Origin of the sequence: Pedobacter psychrophilus (assembly GCF_001652725.1) — a bacterium.
Classification (GTDB): domain Bacteria; phylum Bacteroidota; class Bacteroidia; order Sphingobacteriales; family Sphingobacteriaceae; genus Pseudopedobacter; species Pseudopedobacter psychrophilus.
On sequence record NZ_LWHJ01000029.1, the window covers coordinates 41737 to 65518 of the forward strand.

Genomic DNA, 23782 nt, shown 5'->3' on the forward strand with positions numbered 1-23782 from the left:
ATTTCAAATATCCAAAATTAAAGAAATTGCTTTTTTAATTTCTTTCTCATATTTTTCTTCAAGTACTCCTATTTTTTCTTTTAAACGAGAAAGATCAACGGCTTTAATTTGATCAATTACTATAGAGGAAGGTTTTTTTAGACCATTTGTTACAGATTCTTTAACTGCAATTCTTAGCTCAGAAATCCCCCTTTTTTGAGAACTGATGGGACATACAATTGTAGAAATATGATTTAATTGATGAAGTAAGTCATTTTGAACTATTAATACAGGGCGAATTTTACCTGGTTCTGTACCTAATCCAGGATTTAAATCAGCTATCCAAATTTCATACTTTTTAATAATCATCTTCATCATCTAAAAATTTAGCTAAATCTATTAATGAAGCTTCTTCAAACATTTTCATCTCAGCCCGTGTTTCTTTATCCTCCCTGATCAAATTAATTTCGTTTCTCAAATTTCTTTCCAGTTTTTTTCTTTGAATACTTTTAATAGCATCTGAAATCGCTGTTTTTATAAAAGCTGTTTTAGAAATTTTTACATCTTTGATAGAATCTTCCAATTCTTCAAAAAGCTCGTCGTCTATTTTTAATAATATACTTTTCATGATATATAATTTTAATATACAAAAGTATATATTTTTATATATATTTCAAAAATAGTCGATTATTTTTTTTGCAAGAGGGATGCGATGGCTTGGTACATTTTTGTTGGTGCATAATCACCAACTAAAATTACGGAACCCGAAAGCAGCCCGGCCCGTGAATTGGATTTGTGTGTTGGAGAGGGACTTGCCCTTTATATTAAATTAAGTTTAAATTTTAACAACAGGAACAATGGCGGTAGTTAACCTACTTATGCAAGTTATTTTTCCTTTATCATTATAAAGTTTAATATCCCAAACATGAGTTTTACCGCCAATATGGATTGGCGTACATATCCCGGTCACAAAACCAGATTTTACAGGGCGTAGGTGATTGGCGTTTACTTCTAAACCTACGCCCATTTTAAAGTTTGTATCCAAAACTAAATTACTGGCTACGCTACCTAAAGTTTCTGTTAAAACCACCGAAGCGCCACCATGCAAAATGCCATAAGGCTGTCTGGTTCTATCATCAACTGGCATTATGGCTTTAATAAAATCATCACCAATTTCCGTAAACTCTATACCTAGCAACCCGCCAATATTATTTTTTGGGCGATTATTCAATTCTTCTAAATCGGGTTTTGTGAACCAGATCATTTTTTAAGATATAATTCTTTCATCACATTAAAATGATGCTCGATATGACCATAAATGATAAACAATAACGCTCCGGCAGAAACTGTATTTCCACTTGCTGTTCCTTTTTTCTTCATATCTTCTTCAGATAATGATTTAAAGAAAAATAGATTTGCCTGACGTAACATTACTAATTCGTCCACCAGATCACTGTATGTATATTTATCTATTGAGGTATTTGCCACTATTAAGTCCTGATCAAAACTAGGTAATTCTGTTTGGTCATTTCTGGCAATGCGCATGGCTCGGTAAGTCATTACTCGTTCTGTATCAATTAAATGAGAAATCACTTCTTTAACAGTCCATTTTCCTTCTGCATAAGCAAAGTCATATTTCTTTTCTGGAATATCCGCTAAAAAATCATCTATGCCATTCAACTGACTTTTTAGCCTTTTTAAAATAGGTTGATTGCCGGCAACCGCCAATTTAATATATCCTTCGTAAAATGGTGCGTATTCGTTACTTAATGGTTGGTACATAATTTAAACTGCTTTTTATGATTATTCTAAAGGTTGTCCCTTTTCCAATTTCAGATTCTTTAACAAAAATTTGTCCGTTATGATAATTTTCTACAATTCTTTTTGTTAATGAAAGCCCAAGTCCCCAACCTCTTTTTCTGGTAGTAAAACCGGGTTGAAATACTGCCTCGAATTTTGATTTTGGAATTCCTTTGCCTGTATCTGTAATATCTACAAATATCTGTTCTTTTACTATATTTTCAATGATATTTACAGATATTTTTCCTTTACCATCAATTGCATTAACTGCATTTTTTAAAATATTTTCTATTACCCAATCAAATAAAGGGATATTTATTAGTGCTTCTTGCTGTTCATCACCGGTAACGGTAAACTCTATTTTATCACTTACTCTTATGCTAAAATAATCTACATAATCTTTTATGGTTTGATAAATAGGATGATTGGTTAAAATAGGCATAGAACCAATTTTAGAAAACCGATCGGCAACTATTTCTAACCTTCTTACATCATGCTCCATTTGGAGTATAAGAGGGTCTCTTTCTGCATTAAATTTATCCTTTAATAATTCTATCCAAGCCATTAAAGATGATATTGGTGTTCCTAGTTGATGCGCAGTTTCTTTAGCTAAACCAACCCAAACTTGGTTTTGTTCTGCTCTACGAGACGAATTAAATGTAGTGTAGGCTATTAATAAAAAGAATGCTATAACAGAGAGTTGAACGTAGGGAAAAACTCGTAGTTGGCTTAATAAATCACTATCCTTATAATAAACATAATTTTTTTTACCATTCATTTCTATCACAATAGCATCATGTTGAGATTTCATAATGCGTAATTGTCTTTGAAAATAACGAGGGTCGTATATTTTATCTTTTTCTATTTTATAATAAGTTTTGGTGGTATCTAATGCGGTGTAAACAGTAATTGAATCTTTATCGTCTGTTACAATGGCCGGAACTATCAGACTGTCTTTTACGGTAAAAAGATAGTTCATCATCTCATCATTATCTGTAGCAAACAGTTTTTTTAAACTTTGGCTCCAAACCTCGGCCCTTGTACGCTCTGATTTTGATATCCCTTTAACCAAAAAATCAGTATACCAAAGCGATGATGTTGCGATAATAATAGCAAAAAATAATAGTAGATATTTCCAGCGCTTTTTATGTTGGTATGGATTCATTTTTTGAATGCCTAATTAAATACAGCAAGCTTAAATTAAGCTAATATTAAAATCTAGATAGGATTTGGTGAAATTCATTTTACTATCCCTTTAACGGATTTTAATAAAATATTTTACAATTACAGTTAAAGAAAGAAATATATTAAGATCCTAATCCAGAAATACTACTCAAATAATAAAAATTAATTCCCACCAATAATTACCGGATTTTTACCACTCCCCATAATAATGACTTTTGCGTTTGGTGATGTAGCAATTTCTTTCTGCGCTTTGATACTTTCGTATTGTAATTGTTTATCAGACAAGCCGGTAGATAATATTTTTTGATAATCGGCAATACCTTGAGCTTCTACTCTTTTTCGCTCTGCCTCCTGTTTTTCTTTTTGAAGAACAAAGGTCATTTTTTGGGCATCTTGCTCTGCATTAATCTTAGATTCTATGGTTGCCTTTACTGATGCTGGCAGGGCAACATTTCTAATTAACAATTGTTGCAACTGCAACCCTCTTTTTGCAAAACTTATTTCTATAGTTTTGTAAATTTTATTTTGAAACTCATCTCTTTTAGATGAATATAGTGCAACTGCGTCATAAGAAACGGCGTTATCTCTGATTGCTGTACGCGAAACCGGACGGACGATTTTGTCTAAATAATCTGTTCCTATTTCCTTTAAAATTCTGGGAGCTTCGTTACTTTTTACATTAAAAAGTACGGATAAATCAATTACCACTTCCAAACCATCTGCTGTTAAAATTCTAATGGCATCATCTCCTTTAATTGTACCCTCTTCACGGTCTCCAGACATAGTATAGGTTTGTGTTCTAACATCAAATCCAGTTACTTCTACTAAAGGATTTACAAAGTTTAAACCACTGTATAATACATCATTATCTACTTTACCAAATAAAGTTTTCACACCCACTTGCCCAGGTTCAATGGTTTTAAAACAAGATGTAAAAACACCTAATAAAATAAATATTGGGGCAATAACATATAAAATTTTTCCCACTTTATCCGCTTGTTCGTTTGGTTGTTTAACTAATACAAAGCCAATAATTAAAGCGATGATTCCGAGTATGATTAGTATCATTTTGTGTTTTTAAAAGAAGAGTTATTTCTTCTTTTTAGTTTTATTCTGCACTTTTAATTCTGCAATATACTTCATTTCTTTTTGCACAGCCTTGGTGTGCTTAATCTTATAGAATACAGTAAGTCCAAAAGCTGCAGCACATAAGATAACAATAAATAAGCTATCTGCTTTAAAGCTGTAATAACCTACAATTGCAGAAACTATAAGTAAAATATTAAGAATTGTACTAAAGATGATGTGCTTACCCATTAATAAACTTGAATACTATCATCTATTTCAGCCGCCCAAGCTAAAATTCCACCTTTTAAATTATAGAGATCGTTATATCCTAAACTTTCTAACTGATTAACTGCTGCGGCACTTCTTGCACCACTTCTACATTGCATTACCACAGGCTTATCTTTAGAAATTTTATCCGCCTCAATCACAATTCCGGCTAATGGAATATTTTCTCCCTCAATATTAGACATTTCATATTCAAAAGGCTCACGTACATCTATCAATTGGAAATCTTTACCTTCCTCTTTCCATTGTTTTAGTTCTAAAACTGATATCTCTTTCATGTTTAATTGTTTTTATCAAAGGTAGAAAAAAAGAAATTTGTTAATAGGAAAGCATTGAGTATTATATTTTACTTACAATTAGGTTATATTTTTGAGGAAGAATTCAAAGTATATCATTCATGTGGGCGTTTTATCCGCCAGCTGGCGGACCACTATATCTTTTTTTGCTATTTTGCAAATTGGATAGAAGCAAAAAAAGGATGCCGTTACTATCGTTAACGCATCCTTTAAAGTTTAATATCAATTGTTAATTAATTACCGGAAAGATAGCTTTTCGGAAGTTTAACCTTCATTATTTGATAATTACCATCTTTAAAAGTTTGGTAATAAAAATTTTCATTTTTACTATCGTAAACCATCGATCCTTGAGATTCTTCATCATTTATAATTTTACCCAAATTGATTGGATCGCTCCATTTTTTCCAGGTATCGTCTAACCTAACAGAATAATAAATATCCTCATTTCCATAACTGCTTATCCCATTACTGATAAAAAATAAAGTTTTATCATCATCACATAAAAAAGGGAGCAATTCATTATTTGCAGAATTAACATTTTTGCCAAAATTTTGAAGGAGTGAATAAGTACCGTCATCTTTAATTTTAGCAGAATATAAATCCATACCTCCTTGAGAAATATCTGATTCTATGGCCATTACAATTATACTTCCATCTTTACTAGCTGTTAAATCCGCCACATTATCAAAGTTGTTATAGGCCACTATTTGTATAGGCTTTTCTTCTGTAAAGTTTTCGCCAGATTGTTTATAAACGTTAAATCCTGTTTCGGAAGTTCCTTTTTTATAGTCTGCACTACCTGTTATAAATTTTGTATCGATAATTGCACCTATATAATTATGGTAAGGATTTTTATTTATACTTTCTGGTAATTGTGTCAAAGTTAGATTATTTGTATTTGAAATATCTAAATAGTTAATCTTAGATTTTTCATAACTATCGTTATACAAACTTAAATAAAGCTTATTATCTCTTAATGCCTCTAAATGAAAATAATTTTTAGAGGTATAAACTGAAACCGGTTTATCTAGCTTTTCAAATTCTTGTCTTGTATTTACATCCGCAACAATTGGTATGTCAGAGTCTGAAATTCCTATTGCGTCTATTTGTTTATCACCCTCGGTCTTTTGAAAATTAAAAACTATTTTTAAAGCTTTAACATTTTCAAGGGGTTCTTGTAATTTGGCATATTCTATCCCTGGTTTATTATTAACATCCGATGCTTCATTAACTTTTCTTCTTTTTCTGCCAAAGTAATAAGTTCTTCCCTCTGCACCAGCTTTATGGAAAACACCCATATCATTATTCATGTAACTCATAGTGCTTCTATAAACTTCTTTATACTTGCCATCACCAGTACCAGCCAAAACCTTTACAAAGCAACCAGTATTTAAATTTTCAAAAATGGCTATTTGTTTTACAGTTTGGGCTTTTTCAAACTCTACCTCAATAAAATCATGACCATCTTGAGCGTTTTTAGGTGCCCATGCATTTGGACTATCCCCTCCTTGAGGAAAAACATCAGGTTTGCCAATTATTCTTCTAGAGCTATACTGCTTTCCACCTAAATCTGAAGAGCTTTTGATTACTTTAGTAACCCATTGTACTTGCTGACCAAACGTAATCGCAGGAAATAAAAACAGTAGAATTATAAACTTTTTCATATTTCTATTTTATAATTAATAAAAAACGGCTGCAACCTAGGTTGCAACCGTACCACAAACAATTGCTATACTTAGCAAAAGATCTTAGTTATTTACTTTTATTTTTTCTACTTTTTTATTTTTAAAGGCATATATATATTCGCCATCTTCAGAAATATCAATTCCATCTCCATAAACCGGGCTACCACCTTTACCTTTAGACTCTACAGTTCCTTTTGTTTCGCCAGTTTCCATATTGATCCCATGTATGATGTTTTTACTATTTTTTTGGTTTCTTAAAAAGAAATTCCCGTTTAATTCATACCAATAATCAATTCCAGATAGTTTATCGGTTGCATAATTTCTTTCCCCGCCTGCTTTTTTATAGCTGGCCAAACCTTTTTCTGAAATCACTACCACATTATCTCCGTAATCTACTACATCAAATGCTTTTCCAACCTTCGCATTTCCGTGTTTTACATCAAAAAGTTGTTTTCCAGAAGCGATATCATAAGAATAAAACTCATCACCATCACCAATAAAAACTGTTTTATCATTATCAATGATCATATCAGTAATACGTTTATCAAATTTTTCTGATCGCCAAACTGTTGTACCATCTTTATCATTTAAAGATAATAGACTATTTTTTTGTGCTACGTAATCCCAATAAATTTTATAAGTAACAGAGCTTGCCCCTAAAGATGCGTAAGCTGCTGAACCACCTTCTGTTGATATTTCTTGTACCTGTACTTTACCACCTACTTGTACTAAAATTCTATCTCCAGATTTGTAAATCTTTGGCATAGAATAAGCTCCTACAATTTTTTCTGAAGCCCAAAGAAGTTTACCTGTTGCTATATCATGCTTTTCAACATATTTAGTTCTGTTTCTTGTTGCGAAAATCACTAAATAAACTGCATCTTCAGTAAACAGAGGGTCTGCGAGCATTCTATAAGTTTCTTTTCGTGTGCCACCACCACCAAAAGGTACTTTGGTAGTTTTACCTAAATCATTTTCATAGGCAACTTCCCACATTTTTTGCCCGCTATTGGCATTATAAACTTGTATTCCATCTAACCATAAAAAAACTTTATCTCCTTTTAACCATAAATCTAGAACAGGTTTACGCGTTACCAATTCCTTTTCTACAGTTCCTCTAAAAGATGCATCCCAAATAATTTCACCGTTAGCGGCATTAACTTTTAATAGTTGATTTTTAAATCCACTAATTAATGCACCCATAAAAGTTGGTTTATAATTTAGCATCACTATCTCATTCTTTGCTTTATCATATGTATATTCTGCTACAGCTCCTTTAATTAACTTAGTTTCCCAAACCTTTTCTCCAGTTTTCGCTTTAACCAAGTTCATCCCATCTTTTTGCGCTATTAAAAAAGCATCTAATTCATCAATATATTTTATAGTCTCTAAATCTGATGTACTGCTTCCAAGCTCTCCTTTATCTTTAGGGATTAAATTTTGATAGTTTTCACTGTTCCAAAGTTCTTTACCAGTACCCATATCAATAACCGCAATCCTATCGGTTCCTAATTTTCTAGCATCAAATAGGAAAAGGTAACCGCCCTTACCGCCGTCTTTCCAAATCGAATATTGATAATCACATTTATTGGTTTTATTGGTGGTAATATTTTTATAATCGCCCTCCCAAACCTGCTTTCCATCTCCATTTAATATGGAAGCCGAATTTTCATCTGTTCCTAATACATAACTATCTCCTGAAGAGCCAGTTACAGCTAAAACGGTAGCTTTGTTTGAAAATTCTGATTCCCATACGGTTTTAAAATTTCCAGACATTTTACTCCCTTTACCGGCCACCAGGCCTCCCATTTTTTCTTTTAGTTTACCAAATTGTGCATTGGCCGCAAACCCACCACTTATAAGCAGTAGAGATAACGCAATAATTTTTTTGTTCATGGTTTTTTTGTTTGTGTGATTGTTAAGTTGATTTTAAATTTCTATTGTTTGTCTTATCTTATATTTTTGTTGTTTTGGAAGTTTAAAGTTGAATTTGTAATTGAGTAGATAATCTGATAGAAATTCAAAGAAATCATTGTCTTTAATGTCAGAATCTACTTTAAAAAATGTTGCGATCTTTCCATTTTGAACTACAGAAATATCAGTAACTACATATCCTTTTATAGTTGGAAACTTTTTACTCATCTTTTTTAAGAATGCTTCACTCTTAAAAGCTGTCTCAATTTCTTTTCCTACTTCTTCTTGCACCTGCTCTTCTTCAGTTAAAATTTGTTTCTTCTGAGAGAAAGAATTAAAACTTACGAGCATAATTGAAAAGATTAAAAATACTTTAGTGAAATTTTTTATGTTCATGGTATAATTATTTTTAGTAAAAGTATAGATATAGGTAAATTAAAAAAATACGTAAAACTGCGTATTTTTATATACCCATTAATACTGAGTAGCATCTGAAATTTGAAGGATATAAATTACCGGGATTTAACGTTCTTTGTACAATAATTGATAATATCAAATAATGAAAAAAATTACCGACTTTTTTTGGTTTTGCTCCGGAGCACATATAGAAACTTTAGTTAAAAACTCTACAGAGCACAATAAATATGTTGGCATTGGTGCTACTATATTTTTTACAGCTTTATTCGCCTGTCTTTCTGGCGGATATGCCATGTATTTTGTTTTTTCTGGAAATCCGGTAGCTGTAGTTTTTGCTCTATTTTTTGGGTTGATTTGGGGTTTGGCAATTTTCAATATGGATAGATATATAGTTGCCAGCATTAAAAAAACAGGATCTACCAATCATCAAATTATGCAGGCTTTACCTCGTATTTTGTTGGCAATTATGATCGGTATCATTATATCTCGCCCATTAGAGTTAAAGATTTTTGATAAGGAAATTCGCCAAAAATTAAAGACAAGTTATTTGAATGGGCAGCGTTCAAAAATTGATACTTTAAACAAAGCCTTCAATAATAAATACAGCTTAGAATTGGCTAAATACGGCGAATTAAGAGATGAAAAAGACTCTTTAGATAAGGATATTAACCGCTCAAGATATGTTTTAAATCAAGAAGTTTTTGGTGATAAAACCAATCAAACTAGCGGTATTAATGGATACGGAACTTATGCCAAACAAAAAGAAGCAGTTGTAAACCAAAAAGTAGAAAGGCTTACCCAAGTGAGAAGTGATTTATCTCAGATGGATAAAATTTTAAGTACCAGAAAAGAAATTGAAGGTTTAAATAGCACCAAACTTTTTAATGAAACCCAATTAGATAGTTTAGTTAATATTGCAGGTTTTGCAGATAGAAATTATGCATTAGGTCAGCTTTCTTTTAACCCTGACGGATCTAGGGATATTGATACTTATTTAGCCATAACTTTTATTTCTTTCCTATTTATATTATTAGAATGCTTACCCGTTTTTGTTAAATTAATGAGCGATAAAGGCCCTTACGATATTGCTCTGCAAAACGTAGAAGCTGTTTCAATCTATAAAAGTGAAAAAGATAAAGACCATAAGTTAATTGTAATTGATAATATATTAGAGACCAGAAATGATGTGGTAACTGATAAAAAGAAAATTCTATTAAAGCGAAAGAAAGATAAGGATTTAGACCAGGAGATATAAAAAAAGTGAGCCGTTATCACAACGCCTCACTCATTTTAACTAAACCTAAACTATTGTATGATTATTCTGTACAAAGGAATAACAATGCAAATGTATAATTGAGATATTCATTTTATGTTAAATTTCAATGAATAAATTATATTTAATTGCATTCCCAAACAGCATCTAAAAACCAATTTTTGCTGTCAAAAAAATGTTTAACAGGTTTAAATCCAGCTTGTTTAGCCATTTCATCAGTTTCAGAAACACTATATTTTTGAGAAATCTCCATAAAAATAGGTTCATTTTCTTCAAATTCAATAAAATCTGCTTCGCCAATTCTTACTTTCTGTTTTTTTAAGCTTATTAAATAACTTTTACATGATCCGTTTAATGGATCATAAGATGGATAATGCTCAAAATTATCAATATTAAAATTAGCTTCTAACTCTTTATTCATTCTACGCAATAAATTCAAATTAAAGTCTTTTGTAAAACCTTTCGAATCATTATACGCTGCTCTTACTACTCTTGGGTGTTTCTTTAGGTCTATCCCTACTAAAACTAAATCTGTTTTGCTTAAGCTTTGTCTTAAAGTTTTAGCAAACTCCCAAGCCTCAGAAACTGGCATATTGCCAATATTAGAGCCTAAAAAAAGTACAACTTTCCTTCTATTAGAAAATTGGCGGGTTTTCTCCAGCATTTCAAAATATTCGCCGTTAAAACCTTGAATTTTTAAACCTTCAATTTCTTTAGGTAAATTATACTCTAAATTTTTAATGGTGTTGGTAGAAATATCTATCGGGAAATAATTGAAATCTACTTTATCAGCAACTAATTGCCTTAATAAATGAGAAGATTTTGTAGCATCACCAGCGCCTAATTCAACTAAGTCGAAACCATCAAAGCCATTTTTTAGGGTTTTGGCTAATTGTTCGGTTTGGTTTTCAAATATTTCCATCTCGCAATCGGTTGGATAATATTCTTCACTAGCCATAATTTGTTGAAACAGTTTATCACCAGCTTCATCATAAAAATATTTTGAGTGTAAATGCTTAGGTTCTGCATTTAGGCCTTCCAAAACCTCTTTTAAAAACTTATTCATAGGTATTATTTAGAAAGTCGTAATCCATTATAATGCCAACGTAAACCTGGGTAAAAAAAATTACGATAAGTTAACCTTTTGTGGTTTGGGGAAGTTGCAACGGAAGCTCCTCTCAATACTTTTTGACTTACCATAAACTTTCCATTGTACTCTCCAATTGCTCCAGGAGCTTTTGAAAAACCTGGATATGGCAAATAAGAACTTTCTGTCCATTCCCAAAGTTTACCCCAATCTAATTTTTGGGCTGCAATTTCCCACTCAAATTCTGTTGGTAATCGCATTCCTTTCCAAGATGCAAAAGCAGCAGCTTCGTAAAAACTGATATGAGTTACTGCATCTTCTAGTTTTAAAGGTTTTAACCCTCCAGCTAAATCATATCGTAACCATTCTTCATCAACAAAATGCCAATATAAAGGGGCCGTTATTTTATTTGTATTCACCCAATCCCAAGCTTCTGCATGCCAATGCTTAAAATCCTGATAGCCTTTATCTTCTATAAATTCTAAATATTCTGCGTTGCTAACTAATGATGTTGAAATCTCAAAATCAGCTAAATAAACTTTATGTCGCCCTAATTCATTATCAAAACAAAAATCATTTCCCTCATGCCCAATTTCATAAACACCTGCATCAACTTTTAGCCAAACTTGATCTTCAACTTTTAAATCTTGTTCAATATGTTCATCGGCGTAAGCTGGAAATAAAGGATTATGCCCTAGTATGTATTTGATATCGTATCGTAATAATTCTTGATGTTGCTGCTCATGATTTAAGCCTAAAATCAATAATTCTTTTACACTTTCTTCTGGTTCTCTGCATAAAAAACTTTCCATCGCTTCATCAACATATGCCCTATATTTATACACATCTTCGACCGTTGGGCGACTTAAATTTCCTCTATCAGTTCTGATTACTCTTGCACCAACAGTTTCATAATAACTATTGAAAACGTAATTATAATTAGGGTCAAACTCTCGATAAGCAATAAGATTTGGTTTTAAAATAAAAGTCTCAAAAAACCAGGCTGTATGCCCTAAATGCCACTTAGGAGGACTAACATCTTCAATTGGCTGCACCACATAATCTTCTATTTGAAGAGGTTCGCAAATTGTTTCAGAAAATTTTCTTACAGATAGATAGTTGGATAACAGCGACATTTTATGCTTTTTTTAACTTTAACAAAAATAATGCCTTTAAGGTTTTGTGAATTTTTGATTAAAAATGCTGTAATTACAATGTCTTATTTTTATTGATTTTATGTCTACAACAGGGATTAAAGTGACATCCCTTTTTTCTTTTTTTGCAAAACACTTATCCACTAGCTAACGGAATGCCCGATTAAAAGATAATTTTTAAAATGATTTAATGTGGTTATTTCTGTATTAAACAAACGGCATAAGCTACAACGCCTTCCTCCCTACCAATAAAACCCATGGTTTCGTTAGTGGTAGCCTTTATAGAAATATCATCCTCATCAATTCCCATTGCTGCAGAAATTTGCTTTTTCATTTCGGGTACATGAGGATTGATTTTTGGAGCTTCTAAACAAAGCATTGCATCAACATTATTGATAGAATAACCTTTTTCTGTAAGCATTTTAACGCATTCTGTTAATAAAATTAAGCTGCTAATTCCTCTCCAACGCTCATCTGTATTTTTAAAATGATGACCGATATCCCTCAAATTTGCAGCTCCTAAAAGTGCGTCGCAGATAGCATGGACTAAAACATCGGCATCTGAATGACCAAAAGCGCCTTGATGATGGTCTAACAAAACTCCACCTAATACAAAAGGATGTCCTTCCTTTAATTGATGAACATCAAATCCAAAACCTACTTTAATTTTCATTTATCTACCTGATGAAGGTGAGGCAAAATTAAATAATAGAGAAAATCTAAGTGTATTTGCCAAAGGCGATTGTTGCTGATTTGCCAAAAGATAAGAGAAATTTAGATCTACTACGTTATACTTTAAGCCCAAACCCAAAGATAAATATTGACGATTTCCTTTGTTAGGATTTTCATAAAAATAACCTGCCCTAATTGCAAACTGCTGGTTATACCAATATTCTAAACCTGTTGAAATGCTCACTTCTTGTAATTCTTCAGAAGAACCGCCAGGAGCATCAGAAAAGGAACCAAAAATACCTGCTGGTACGGAGCGGTTTGGGTCTTTGCCCGCAGTAATATTTCCATCTATATCTCTTGTAGGATTAGTAGGAACTAATAATTTGTTGAAATCTAAGGCAAAAGTAAAGTCATTAAATTCATCTGCATGTATGGTTGCAGCACCACCTAACCTCATATTTGTTGGTAAAAAATATTTTGGACCGCCATCTGTATAACTCATTTTTGTACCAATGTTAGAAATATCTAATCCCGCAGAAACGGTAGAGTTTTTACCAAAAAGTTGATTTTCTTTAGTATAAAATGCAGAAACATCTGCTGCTAAAGCAGTACCTGGTCTTGTTTGCTGATCAGAAAAAGTTGCACCGCCAGAGAGATTAGAATAAATAAACCTTAAAGCTGTCCCTAAAGAAAAGTTTTCACCAAAACTTCTTGCGTAAGTTCCATCTACAGCTAATTCATTTGGATTAAAGTCTCCTTGTTTAATTTGATTAACATCAACAAATTGTATATTTCCTAAAGAAAAATAACGTAAAGATCCGCCAATGGTACTTCTATCATCCAATTTATAATATCCGTTTAAATAAGCTAAATTAATATCGGGAACTAACTTTTGTAACCAAGGGCTGTAGGATAATCCAAATCCATAAGGATCTTTCATAAATGCCAATTTTGCCGGATTCCAATGTGTAGAGTTTGCATCCTGACTTATTGCTACTCCAACATCGCCCATAGCACCAGATCTGGCATCTGGAGTAATTAACAAAAATGGTACTGCTGTAGTAATTGTATTTCCTTGTCTACCATCTGTTGATGCCTGTTGGGAAAAACTTTTATATCCAGTAAATAAAAGGGCAAATAATAAAGTGTACCATTTAAATTTCATACAGTAAAATTAAAATTTTTATTAATAATTGTGTTAGGTTTATAACAAAACAAGCTTTTCAATTTTTTGAACAGTTTGACTCGATAACGTAGAACGTACTTTTAGCTCATAAATGTATATGCCTCTGGCTAATTTTTCTCCATAATCATCTTTTCCATCCCAAAATATATCATTTATCCTGTTGCCTAATGAGTTGACCTGCTGATTTATTGTTTTAACCAATTTGCCAGAGACTGTTCTTATATTGACCTGAACTTGTAAATCCTCATTTGGATGATTATGCTCAAATTGGAAACTTGTTCTTGTAGTAAATGGATTAGGATAATTTAATACATGCGATAAAGCTAATTTTTCTGAAGGTTTAACCTCAAAGGTGATATTTTGTTCGGATGAATTATTAAAAACATCCCAAGCTTTAATTTTTAAACTATAAAATCCTGGCTCTAAATTGTTTAGATTATATTTAACTGAACCTTCTTGGTAAGAATCTAATTTGGCTTGATAAAACTGATTGAGGATAATGATCTTCTCATTTTTATCTGTTGTGCTTAAAGTCGCAACTATATCATGTCCAATTCCAATTCCAGTTGTATTTATTCCACTCTCATCGTTTAAATTGACTAACAAAATAGGATTAGTATTGGTAATTCCTCCAGAAACAAAATTTTCATCGTTCAAAAAGGTTTTAATTTCCGGACCTATTTTATCACTTTGATTATTTAAAGCAGATCCACCAACTAATAAATCTAAATTTGCCCCTTCTGCATCGGTAATATTATTTGAGGCATAAAAACTTGCCTTCCCTTTTCCAACCTGTAAATTAATATCCTTTGGAACAATAAAATCAAAATTAAAATCTCCGTTTGCAACAGTTACTTTCCCTTTATATATGATGTTTTTTTGAGTTTGGAAATTTTGGGCATAACTTCCATTTAACTGTTGATCTTGTCCTAAAGTGGTGATTGTTGTAGGCTTATCTAATAGTGTTGGATAAAGAAATCCGTTAAAAGTGTTTAATTTATTTCCTTGCTTATCTGCTACATAACCTTTCAAATTTATTTTTTTACCTGCTTTTAAAGTATCAGATAAATTATTCATCACCACTTTATTTGAAGGAAAAGGAAACAATGCAGTAGGATCTCCCAAGAGCGTGAAATTTCTTGAATTTATATTTAACCCGCCAACATTGTTGTTTTTTGCAGCTTTAAATACTTCACCAAAAGTGACTTTATTATTTTGGTTTGCTGCATCAAACAAAGCCCTCAAAAAACTTTGGTTTAAATCAAAATTGTAGGATGCAAAAACAATTCTTGTAGTACTAAATATAGATGGAACGCCATTGTCTTTTTGTAATAAAGCCAACTCTCCTCCAGATACTATTTCAGGATCATCCCATCTGCTAAAAGAACAAGTTGCAGTAAATATAATGGGTAAATTATTATTGTTTTTCCAAGATTTAATATCATCTAAAGTTAAAACTCTTTCTGCAGCCCAGCCAGTTTCTCCCCCATGGCCTGTATAATTAATCAATAAGGCGCCATTATTTATTCTTTGGTTGATTGCGTCTCCAACTTCAGGATACCGACTACCGCCAGCTAAGTTTTGCTGTTCATAGGCATCAAAATATATTTTATCTACATTAATATCTTTATATCTGGAATTTACTAAGGCTGCATTAGATTCTGCTTGGTTTAAATGCAGATTATTATCCTCATCATCTGCTACAATGGCAATTTGATTTCTCCAATCGCCAAAACTATTTATGCTGGCATAATTAATTAACTTATCAACTATATTTTTTGCTTCTTCAGTTGTTTTTACTGGAATTCTACCAACGGCAATATCTAGTAAACCTGGATTACTCACATAATCTTCAGGGAAAGTCCCTTCATCATCATCTAATAGAGCAAAATAATCATCAGATGTATAGCTTTGAGTTGGCGACAAAGAATTTTCTGATTGATAAGTCACTACAAAATTATTGTCTTTAAATTGGATACTCTTGTTATCAAAAGAACCTTTTCCAAAAATTAATAAATATTTGGGCGATAAACTTGAATTCCCTCCTGCTCTATCATAAAACATTTTTACAAAATCTCTTATCGCGGTTGCATCTTTTTTACCTGAAGAAAATTCGTTATAAATCTGATCTGGAGTAACTATTTGATAAGAAATTCCTTGTGTTGATTTACGAAAATCGGCTAGTCTTTTAGCTTCATTTATAAAATTGTTTGGGCTAATAACTAATAAATCGGCAGAAGCCAAACCATGTAAATTTTGGTTACTAACTTTGCCAATAAGCTTTGGTTCTTTAAAAGATGAGGGATTAAAAGCTACAAATTCTTTTAGGAAATCGGTTTTTGTAATAAAATTAACTGTGTTAGATTGAGATAAATAAGAAGATTGATTTGGATTTTGAGCATCGGTAATATCCCAGATTCTTAAATTAGTACCGCTATTATTAATATTGAACTGACTGATATTTCCGTTTCCAACACTTTTTAAATCCCTAAATCTTAAAAACCCATTATTGATAGCTAAAGTTCTCCTATAATTAATTTCTAGATAGTCTAACCAAGCATTACTTGCAGCATTTGGTTTATTATAAGTAATACCAATTTTAATATTGTTTCCAGTAACGCTATTTAAGGATGCTGTTTGAGTAACTAAGTTTGCGAAATCCGTTTCAAAAGTTAAAGGCAAAGCCGATGATGATAAATTGTATAAATTTTGCCCATTTAAAGTGATAGCTGCTGATGTACTTATATTTGAACGTATAGCCATATTGGCTTTTACAAATGTTGGCGAATTATTAACCAATCCAATTAAATCAAAATCAAAAGATTGGTTTGGCGTAAACTCAAAATTTTCTCCGTACCAGTTTCTTCCGGATTTTATGGTAGAAGTAATTAGCGAATAAGTGTCTTTTTCATAAAGTTGATGATCATTAAAACTATTGCTTAAATAATTCGGAACATCTGTTAAATTATTAATATTGATTCTTTTTCCTGCACCTAAATCAACATTTATATAATAGTAAGAACTATCAGTATAAACATTATTTTGATGTTCGAAATATTGATTTGCATTGTTCGCTTTCCATGTTGTATTTCCTGGAGCATAAAACAAAACGTAATCACTATTGTCAAATTTATTATCGACTTCGCCAAAAACCTCAATAGCATTTTCTTGTAAGTCATCAATTCTATTTAAAGCATTTGGCTGAGGCAACATAGCTCCTCCATTACCATAAACTCTTATGTTTTTTGGATTTATGGTATTAACATCGATACCAAGGCTTTTTAAAAAATCAGAGCTAATTCTATAAATTCCTTCGTCTTTTACCCCTATTTTATACCAGTTTCCTGAAGCTAAAACCGAATTGGCTTTATAATTTCTTAATACTTTTGGGGTAATTGCATTTTCTTTAACAGGATTTATTTCTAATTGGTAGGTGTTAATTTTCTTCAATCCATCATTCGTTTTAATAATTGGTAAAAAGCTAATTAATACAAATAATTGGTTATTTTCTTTGACCGTATAATATTCTAATTGAATATTTTCTTTAATTTTTTCATTGATATTTGATGAAACCGGGAAAATTGCCGCTGAAAGTGAATTAATTTTTATGTTAACGTTATTATTTTTTGAAGCGACAGGAACTTTTAAATAAACTGTTGGGAGGTTACCGAATTTTTCAGGATTATAGCGTGGAAAATCAATTTGAGCGATATGGATAGGTAAATTTTGTTTTAAAACCGTATCAGAAACCCAATCAATATTTTTTATTTCTATACTATTTTGTGCAAAAAGTGGTTTACAAAAACATATATAAATTAAAGAAGTGATAAATACCTTATATACAATGCTTTTCAAAATAAAATAAATATTTATATTTAACGTAACTATTGAACGATAAAAATCGTTTTAATAACTAAATATTAAAGATATTGATAAAAGCACAATTTATATTAATCAGTTTGATTAATCATAATTAAATTATTTTTAGCTTTGAAAACACAATAAAACGCATGAGAAAATTAATTTTACCAGCACTAACGCTATTATTTGCATTTTCTGTCTTATTATCATCTTGCGGTGGTAAAGCAGGAAAAAATGCTGCTTCTGGCAAAACCAATGTTGCTTATAATGCAAAAAGACCTGGTTCTTTACAAGTCCCTAAAAAAGTAAAGCCAACCCCAGGTCCTGGATTGGTTCATATTGAAGGAGGTACTTTTGTAATGGGCGGTTCAAGTATAGATGATATCGGTTTTGATTATGCCGCACCAAAAAGAAGAGTTACTGTTGCAACTTTTTATATGGATGAAACGGAAGTTGCCAATGTTGATTGGTTAGAATATTTAAATTGGATAAATGAAGTGCCACAAGATCCAAGATGGTACTACGAAGCTTTGCCAGACACTTTAGTATGGAGAAGCCCTTTAGCTTATAACGAACCTTACGTAAATAATTATTTAAGACATCCTGCTTATCAGGATTATCCTGTTGTTGGTGTTACTTGGGAACAAGCTGTTGCTTATAGTGACTGGAGAACAAATGTTGTTAACGAGAACATTTTGAGAAACAAAGGCATTATGAGTGATTGGAAAACTTACACAACTGCCAAATCTGGCGGAACAGGTAAAGGTGCTCCAAAACAAGGAACCGGCGTTGAAACAAGTACAGAACCTTTTTCTTTAGATTTATATTTGAACGGACAATACCAAGATAAAGGTAAAGGTGCTGAAAAAGTGAACAACGGAACTGCTGCTCCTGGTGGCGCAAAAGGCAAAGCGGGTACAGAAAAAAGATTTGCAAAAATTGAAGATGGTGTTTTTACTCCAGGTAGATATCGTTTGCCAACGGAAGCCGAATGGGAATATGCTGCAATGGCTTTAATTGGAACTGGCGGAAATAATATTATAAATAATAGTAAAGTATATCCTTGGTACGGTTTAGGAATAAGATCTCCAAAGAAAAGTACTCGTGGTTTAATTTACGCCAATTTTAAAAGAGGTGCTGGAGATAATATGGGTGTAGCTGGATACTTAAATGATGGCGCCGATATTACTGCTTCAGTTAAAGCTTATATGCCAAATGATTTTGGATTATATAATATGGCTGGCAATGTTAGTGAATGGGTTTTAGATACTTACAGACAATTATCTTTTGATAAAGTAGAAGATTTTAGTCCTTTTAGAGGTAATGATTTCGAAAATAATGAATACGATACTAGCGGTAAAATTCTTACTTTAGGTAAAAGCAATGTTCCAAAGAAAGTAAACGCTACATCTGGTAAAAAGGATTCTTATGAAAAACAAGCTAATAAATATGGCAATGTTAAAGAATTAAGTCCTAGTACGCCTGATGAAATTGATACCACAAAAATGCCTATGTTAAAACCAACCTTTGAAGCAGATCAAAGGGGAGCTTTAGATAAACAGAACCTAGATTTATATGGTAAAATAACATTAGTTAACGATAGATCTAAAGTTTATAAAGGAGGTTCCTGGAATGATAGGGCTTATTGGTTAAATCCTGGTACAAGAAGATATCAAGACGAAGGTCAATCTTCTTCTGAAATTGGTTTTAGATGTGCAATGAGTAGCGTTGGTGATCCTCAAATTAATAAGAAAAGTACTCCACAATTTAAACAACCAAAATCTAGGGTTGGATTCAAGAAATAATAATAATAATATTCTAAAATAAAAAAACCCAGATTGGAAATTTCAATCTGGGTTTTTTTAGGATTTATTATTTTGAATTAATAATTATCATAAATATTCTTTAAAATTCTTTCTACCTCACCTTTTATTTCTTTAGAAGGGCTTACAAAACCATTATTCATAAAAGAGAAAATATACTTTTTACCAGACTTACCAATTAAATATCCGCTTAAGTTGTAATTGTTAGATAAACTACCAGATTTAGCATAAACGTAGGGTAAATCGCTATCTAAAAACATGTTTTTGAGTGTTCCTCTTTTTCCACCAGCAGGTAATAAATTAAATAAACGCTCGTCATTATTTAATTTATCTTTTATCTTTTGCAGCACCAAAACCATATCATTTGGAGTAAAAAGATTCAACCTTGATAACCCTGAACCATCTACCCATTGAATCCTTTCAGGCATATCATTAAATAAAGTTTTAGACGCTCTAGCAATAATACTATCAGTATTCATAACCATTTTATTTGCTGCTGCACAATTCAACAATAATTCTTCTGCCATAAAATTATCACTTTGCTGTAATAGCTGTTTGTATAAACTATCGGACAATGTATTATAAGTAATCAAGGCACTTTTTGGAACTTTTCTCCAATTTAAAGTAGTTACAGGTTTGATAACAGAACCGGTTGCTAATAATGTGTCAGATAATAAATTTTCTATTAAATTTTTATTTAAAACCAAAGGCAAATTTTGCTCATAATTAGGGCTTACAGATAATGGTATAATCCAATTGTTATTATTTAGGTTTCTTTTAACTGTTTTAACTTTGTTAGAAGTAGTCAATTCATTTAGATACAAACCAGGTAAATCAGGAGAATATTTTAATTCACCTAAATTATTAGCATTTATATTTATACTATTCCCATAGATTGGCATATCGTTAATTTCAGTTTGATAATAATCATTAAAATCATCCCAACTCCATCCTTTACCATATTTTTCTCCTTGATAACGCCCATTTACTAAATAAATATTTTTTCCAGAATTTCTAATAAAGTCGAAGGATTTTTGAGTTTTAAATTTTGGATGTAAAAAAGAAGCATCGGCCATTGGCCATAAAATCAAAGAATCATTTCTAAGAATATATTCAAATGATGGGATAGAATCTCCCAACATGTTTAAAGCGGTAAAAAATGTAAAAAGTTTAGTATTTGATGCCGCGGTAAAATAAAGATTTGCATTTTTCTGATACATCATTTTATCAGAATCTGCTTCTTTTATGGCAAAACCAATATGGTGATTATTATTTATAGGAGAATTTTCAATGAGAGATGCGATATTTTGATAGGGCTTTATCACAGTTTTTTGAACTGTACATGCTGAAAAAAGAAAAAAAGAAAATGCCAATAGAAAAAAACCTTTCATAAATGTATAATTAAACTTGCAAATTAGTAAATTGTATCAAGCTATTTAGTTTAAATAATTTTAAACTTTTTAAAAAAAATATAGCTATAAACCAGCATGTTAAGCAACTTTCTAAAAATAATTATAGGATTGCTATTAGGCATCTGCACATTAATTGAGCCAGTTTTTTCTCAAAATACTTTTGAATTTATAGGGAAAAGAACTAGACAGCAAATTAGTTTTAAAGCTGTAAGAGGTTTGGTGATATTGCCTATGTATATTAATAATAAAGGACCCTATAATTTTATTTTAGATACTGGTGTAGGTATTACAGTTATTACTGATCCTTTATTAAAAGATTCTTTAAACTTAAAATACCTAAGAAAAATAGACTTAAGTGGATTAGGTGATCAGATAGAATTGACGGCTTATACAACTCCGTTTTTAAATTTTAGAATTGCATCTACAGAGGCCAAAAGTTGTGCTGCAGCTATATTAGACAAAGATATTTTGAATTTATCTAGTTACGCAGGTATGAAAATTCATGGATTAATTGGTTATGATTTTTTTAAAAGCTTTAAAATAAGGATAAATTACAGTACTCAATTATTAAAAATATACCAAAATACATTACCTAGATTAATAGCTAAAGGGAATAAAATTGATATACAGATTGAAGGGAATAAACCTTATGTCAATGTTTTAGTCAACGTTCCAAATCATCAAAAACTACCTTTAAAAATGTTAATTGATACCGGTAGTGGCAATCCTATTTCTTTAGAAACTTATCAAAAAAGTGCCTTCCCACTTCCTGATAATTTTGTGATTTCAAATCTTGGTGTAGGGTTAAGTGGTAACATTAGGGGTTTTAAGGGCAGGATTGATCAACTTAAAATTGGTAAATTTTATATGGATAGCATAATCGCGGCTTTTCCATACTATGAAGATATAGGAGCTAAAATAACCAGCGTAGAAAGAAATGGAAGTATTGGCAATACTTTATTAAAAAAATTTGATGTTCTTTTTGATTATTCAAATAGTTGTATGTACTTAAAAGAAACTACTTCATTAAAAGAGGCATTTGAATATGATATGAGTGGAATGGAAATAGCTGCTAGTGGAAAAAATTTTGATGAATTTTTTGTTACAAGAATAGAGCGTGGTTCGCCAGCAGATGAATTGGGAGTACAAATTGGCGATCAATTATTACGATTAAATTTTAGTACTGTTGATAAACTAACATTAGATGAAATTATACAATTATTATGCTCTAGAAACGGACGAACATTTTATTTAGAGATGGCAAGAAAAGAAGAAATTTATGCTGGAATTTTAACCCTAAAAAGAAGGCTATAAATCACTTGTCAAAGAAGTTAAAAATATTTTATTTTCGATTTTAGAATAGCAAACAAATTTTAGCTTTGCATTTCAAAATTATTAGCTAACTTTATACGTTATACCAATACAGTTTTTAGTCTAAATTGCCTTAAATGAGTTCAAAAATCCAATCTATAATCACAGGAACGGGAAAATATATCCCAAATAAATTGATTAAAAATTCAGATTTTATCAATCATTCTTTTTATGAAAGAGATGGCTCATTAGTAAAAAGAAACATGACTGATGTTATTCAAAAATTTCAAGCGATAACAGACATCGAAGAAAGAAGATATGCTGAAGACAACCAAAGCACATCTGAAATGGCTTATTTAGCTGCAAAAGATGCTATTGAAAGCTCCGGAGAAGACAAGGAACAATTAGATTATATTATTGTAGCGCATAATTTTGGTGATATAAAACAAGGTAGTAATCGTACTGATATGGTGCCTACTTTAGCAAGTAGGGTAAAATATAAATTAGGCATTGTAAATCCAGATTGTGTTGCTTATGATTTACCTTTTGGCTGCCCAGGATGGCTACAAGGCATGATTCAAGCAGATTATTTTATAAAATCAGGCGATGCAAAAAAGGTTTTAATAATTGGATCTGAAACCCTATCAAGAGTTATAGACCCTCACGATAAAGATAGTATGATCTACGCAGATGGAGCCGGCGCTACTATTTTAACGGCAAGTGAGATAGGTGAAGCAGGAATTATAAGTCATAAATCTCAAAGCCATACTCTAGATCAAGCTTGGTTTTTAAAAATGGAAGGTTCTAGTAATCTTGATTATGATAAAAAAGATGAACTTTATCTAAAAATGGATGGTAGAAAAGTGTATGAATATGGTTTAACTCATGTTCCGCTGGTAATGAAAACCACAGTTGAAAAAGCAGGAATTTCTCCTGATAAAATCAAGAAAGTATTGGTACATCAAGCTAATGGAAAAATGGATGATGCTATTTTGAAGCGTTTTTTTAAACTTTATGATATTGATACTCCGCCAGAAAATATAATGCCAATGACGATTGCAAAATTAGGAAATTCTTCTGTTGCTACCATCCCAACACTGTTAGATATGATATTAAAAGGCGAGATGGAGAATCATTCATTGAACAAAGGTGATATTGCCATTTTTGCCTCTGTTGGTGCAGGAATGAACATTAATTCTATGGTTTATCAGTTCTAAAGGCATAACATTTTGCAAATTCATTTCAAAAATTGAATTTATATATCTTTTTTTTTAATTACGCAAGAGCGTTAACGATTGAAGCGACATCCTTTTTTGCAATTTCAGCAAAAAAGATATAGCGCAAAGCGTGTCAAAACGCCCCAAAAATCTTTTT

Annotated in this window: 21 protein-coding genes; 4 read left to right on the top strand and 17 right to left on the bottom strand. The window is 31.4% G+C overall.

The features are described from left to right. Positions 1 to 3: 3 nt before the first annotated feature. The 11 genes from A5893_RS12450 to A5893_RS12500 all read right to left on the bottom strand — a co-directional run bounded on the left by A5893_RS12450 (position 4) and on the right by A5893_RS12500 (position 8608). Positions 4 to 348, bottom strand: coding sequence for a type II toxin-antitoxin system PemK/MazF family toxin (locus tag A5893_RS12450; protein ID WP_068823138.1), 345 nt, complete (start codon positions 346 to 348; stop codon positions 4 to 6). Continuing rightward, positions 338 to 607, bottom strand: a complete 270-nt coding sequence (locus tag A5893_RS12455) for a hypothetical protein (protein ID WP_068822911.1) — start codon at positions 605 to 607, stop codon at positions 338 to 340. Before A5893_RS12455 ends, A5893_RS12450 begins: the two co-directional genes overlap by 11 nt. A 207-nt stretch (positions 608 to 814) precedes the next feature. Next, the gene (locus A5893_RS12460) at positions 815 to 1243 is read right to left on the bottom strand and encodes a hotdog fold thioesterase (protein WP_068822912.1); all 429 of its coding nucleotides are present in this window, start codon (positions 1241 to 1243) and stop codon (positions 815 to 817) included. Further along, positions 1240 to 1761, bottom strand: a complete 522-nt coding sequence (locus tag A5893_RS12465) for a DinB family protein (RefSeq protein ID WP_068822913.1) — start codon at positions 1759 to 1761, stop codon at positions 1240 to 1242. Before A5893_RS12465 ends, A5893_RS12460 begins: the two co-directional genes overlap by 4 nt. Beyond that, positions 1742 to 2944, bottom strand: a complete 1203-nt coding sequence (locus tag A5893_RS12470; protein ID WP_068822914.1) for a sensor histidine kinase — start codon at positions 2942 to 2944, stop codon at positions 1742 to 1744. Before A5893_RS12470 ends, A5893_RS12465 begins: the two co-directional genes overlap by 20 nt. Before the next feature lie 182 nt (positions 2945 to 3126). Next, positions 3127 to 4032, bottom strand: coding sequence for a prohibitin family protein (locus A5893_RS12475; protein WP_068822915.1), 906 nt, complete (start codon positions 4030 to 4032; stop codon positions 3127 to 3129). Between the two features lie 21 nt (positions 4033 to 4053). Continuing rightward, positions 4054 to 4281, bottom strand: a complete 228-nt coding sequence (locus A5893_RS12480; RefSeq protein ID WP_068822916.1) for a DUF6358 family protein — start codon at positions 4279 to 4281, stop codon at positions 4054 to 4056. Then, complete coding sequence (locus tag A5893_RS12485; RefSeq protein WP_068822917.1) at positions 4281 to 4595, bottom strand: rhodanese-like domain-containing protein; 315 nt, start codon at positions 4593 to 4595, stop codon at positions 4281 to 4283. The genes A5893_RS12480 and A5893_RS12485 overlap by 1 nt, the downstream gene beginning before the upstream one ends. A 251-nt stretch (positions 4596 to 4846) precedes the next feature. Then, positions 4847 to 6277, bottom strand: coding sequence for a hypothetical protein (locus A5893_RS12490; protein ID WP_068822918.1), 1431 nt, complete (start codon positions 6275 to 6277; stop codon positions 4847 to 4849). A gap of 84 nt (positions 6278 to 6361) precedes the next feature. Next, positions 6362 to 8194 carry an outer membrane protein assembly factor BamB family protein gene (locus A5893_RS12495; RefSeq protein ID WP_068822919.1) on the bottom strand — a complete coding sequence of 611 codons (1833 nt, stop codon included), beginning with the start codon at positions 8192 to 8194 and terminating at the stop codon, positions 6362 to 6364. 33 nt (positions 8195 to 8227) lie between these two features. Then, complete coding sequence (locus A5893_RS12500) at positions 8228 to 8608, bottom strand: hypothetical protein (RefSeq protein WP_068822920.1); 381 nt, start codon at positions 8606 to 8608, stop codon at positions 8228 to 8230. A 163-nt stretch (positions 8609 to 8771) separates the two neighbouring features. Between A5893_RS12500 and A5893_RS12505 the strand changes: the two genes are divergently transcribed. Next, complete coding sequence (locus A5893_RS12505) at positions 8772 to 9884, top strand: DUF4407 domain-containing protein (protein ID WP_068822921.1); 1113 nt, start codon at positions 8772 to 8774, stop codon at positions 9882 to 9884. Between the two features lie 142 nt (positions 9885 to 10026). Here A5893_RS12505 and A5893_RS12510 read toward each other — a convergent pair whose 3' ends face one another. From A5893_RS12510 to porU, 5 genes are all read right to left on the bottom strand, one after another. After that, entirely contained in the window at positions 10027 to 10968 is a 942-nt protein-coding gene (locus tag A5893_RS12510) for an L-histidine N(alpha)-methyltransferase (RefSeq protein ID WP_068822922.1), read from the bottom strand. A 5-nt stretch (positions 10969 to 10973) separates the two neighbouring features. Beyond that, a complete protein-coding gene (egtB, locus tag A5893_RS12515) occupies positions 10974 to 12125 on the bottom strand; it encodes an ergothioneine biosynthesis protein EgtB (protein ID WP_068822923.1) in 1152 nt (383 codons plus the stop codon). 214 nt (positions 12126 to 12339) lie between these two features. Beyond that, positions 12340 to 12816 carry a 2-C-methyl-D-erythritol 2,4-cyclodiphosphate synthase gene (gene ispF, locus A5893_RS12520; protein WP_068822924.1) on the bottom strand — a complete coding sequence of 159 codons (477 nt, stop codon included), beginning with the start codon at positions 12814 to 12816 and terminating at the stop codon, positions 12340 to 12342. Further along, entirely contained in the window at positions 12817 to 13980 is a 1164-nt protein-coding gene (porV, locus tag A5893_RS12525; protein WP_068822925.1) for a type IX secretion system outer membrane channel protein PorV, read from the bottom strand. Between the two features lie 39 nt (positions 13981 to 14019). After that, positions 14020 to 17856 carry a type IX secretion system sortase PorU gene (porU, locus tag A5893_RS12530; protein WP_068822926.1) on the bottom strand — a complete coding sequence of 1279 codons (3837 nt, stop codon included), beginning with the start codon at positions 17854 to 17856 and terminating at the stop codon, positions 14020 to 14022. 155 nt (positions 17857 to 18011) lie between these two features. Here porU and A5893_RS12535 point away from each other — a divergent pair, with 155 nt between their 5' ends. Further along, on the top strand, positions 18012 to 19667 hold the full coding sequence (locus A5893_RS12535) for an SUMF1/EgtB/PvdO family nonheme iron enzyme (RefSeq protein WP_068822927.1): 1656 nt from the start codon (positions 18012 to 18014) through the stop codon (positions 19665 to 19667). A 77-nt stretch (positions 19668 to 19744) separates the two neighbouring features. Here the strand turns inward: A5893_RS12535 and A5893_RS12540 are convergent, their stop codons facing one another. Beyond that, positions 19745 to 21076, bottom strand: coding sequence for a D-alanyl-D-alanine carboxypeptidase/D-alanyl-D-alanine-endopeptidase (locus A5893_RS12540; RefSeq protein WP_068822928.1), 1332 nt, complete (start codon positions 21074 to 21076; stop codon positions 19745 to 19747). Between the two features lie 96 nt (positions 21077 to 21172). On the opposite strand from A5893_RS12540, the gene A5893_RS12545 reads away from it, so the two are divergent. Together A5893_RS12545 and A5893_RS12550 are read left to right on the top strand one after the other, a co-directional pair. Next, positions 21173 to 22411, top strand: a complete 1239-nt coding sequence (locus A5893_RS12545; protein ID WP_068822929.1) for an aspartyl protease family protein — start codon at positions 21173 to 21175, stop codon at positions 22409 to 22411. 134 nt (positions 22412 to 22545) lie between these two features. Further along, positions 22546 to 23625, top strand: a complete 1080-nt coding sequence (locus A5893_RS12550; RefSeq protein WP_068822930.1) for a 3-oxoacyl-ACP synthase III family protein — start codon at positions 22546 to 22548, stop codon at positions 23623 to 23625. The last annotated feature ends 157 nt before the right edge of the window (positions 23626 to 23782 follow it).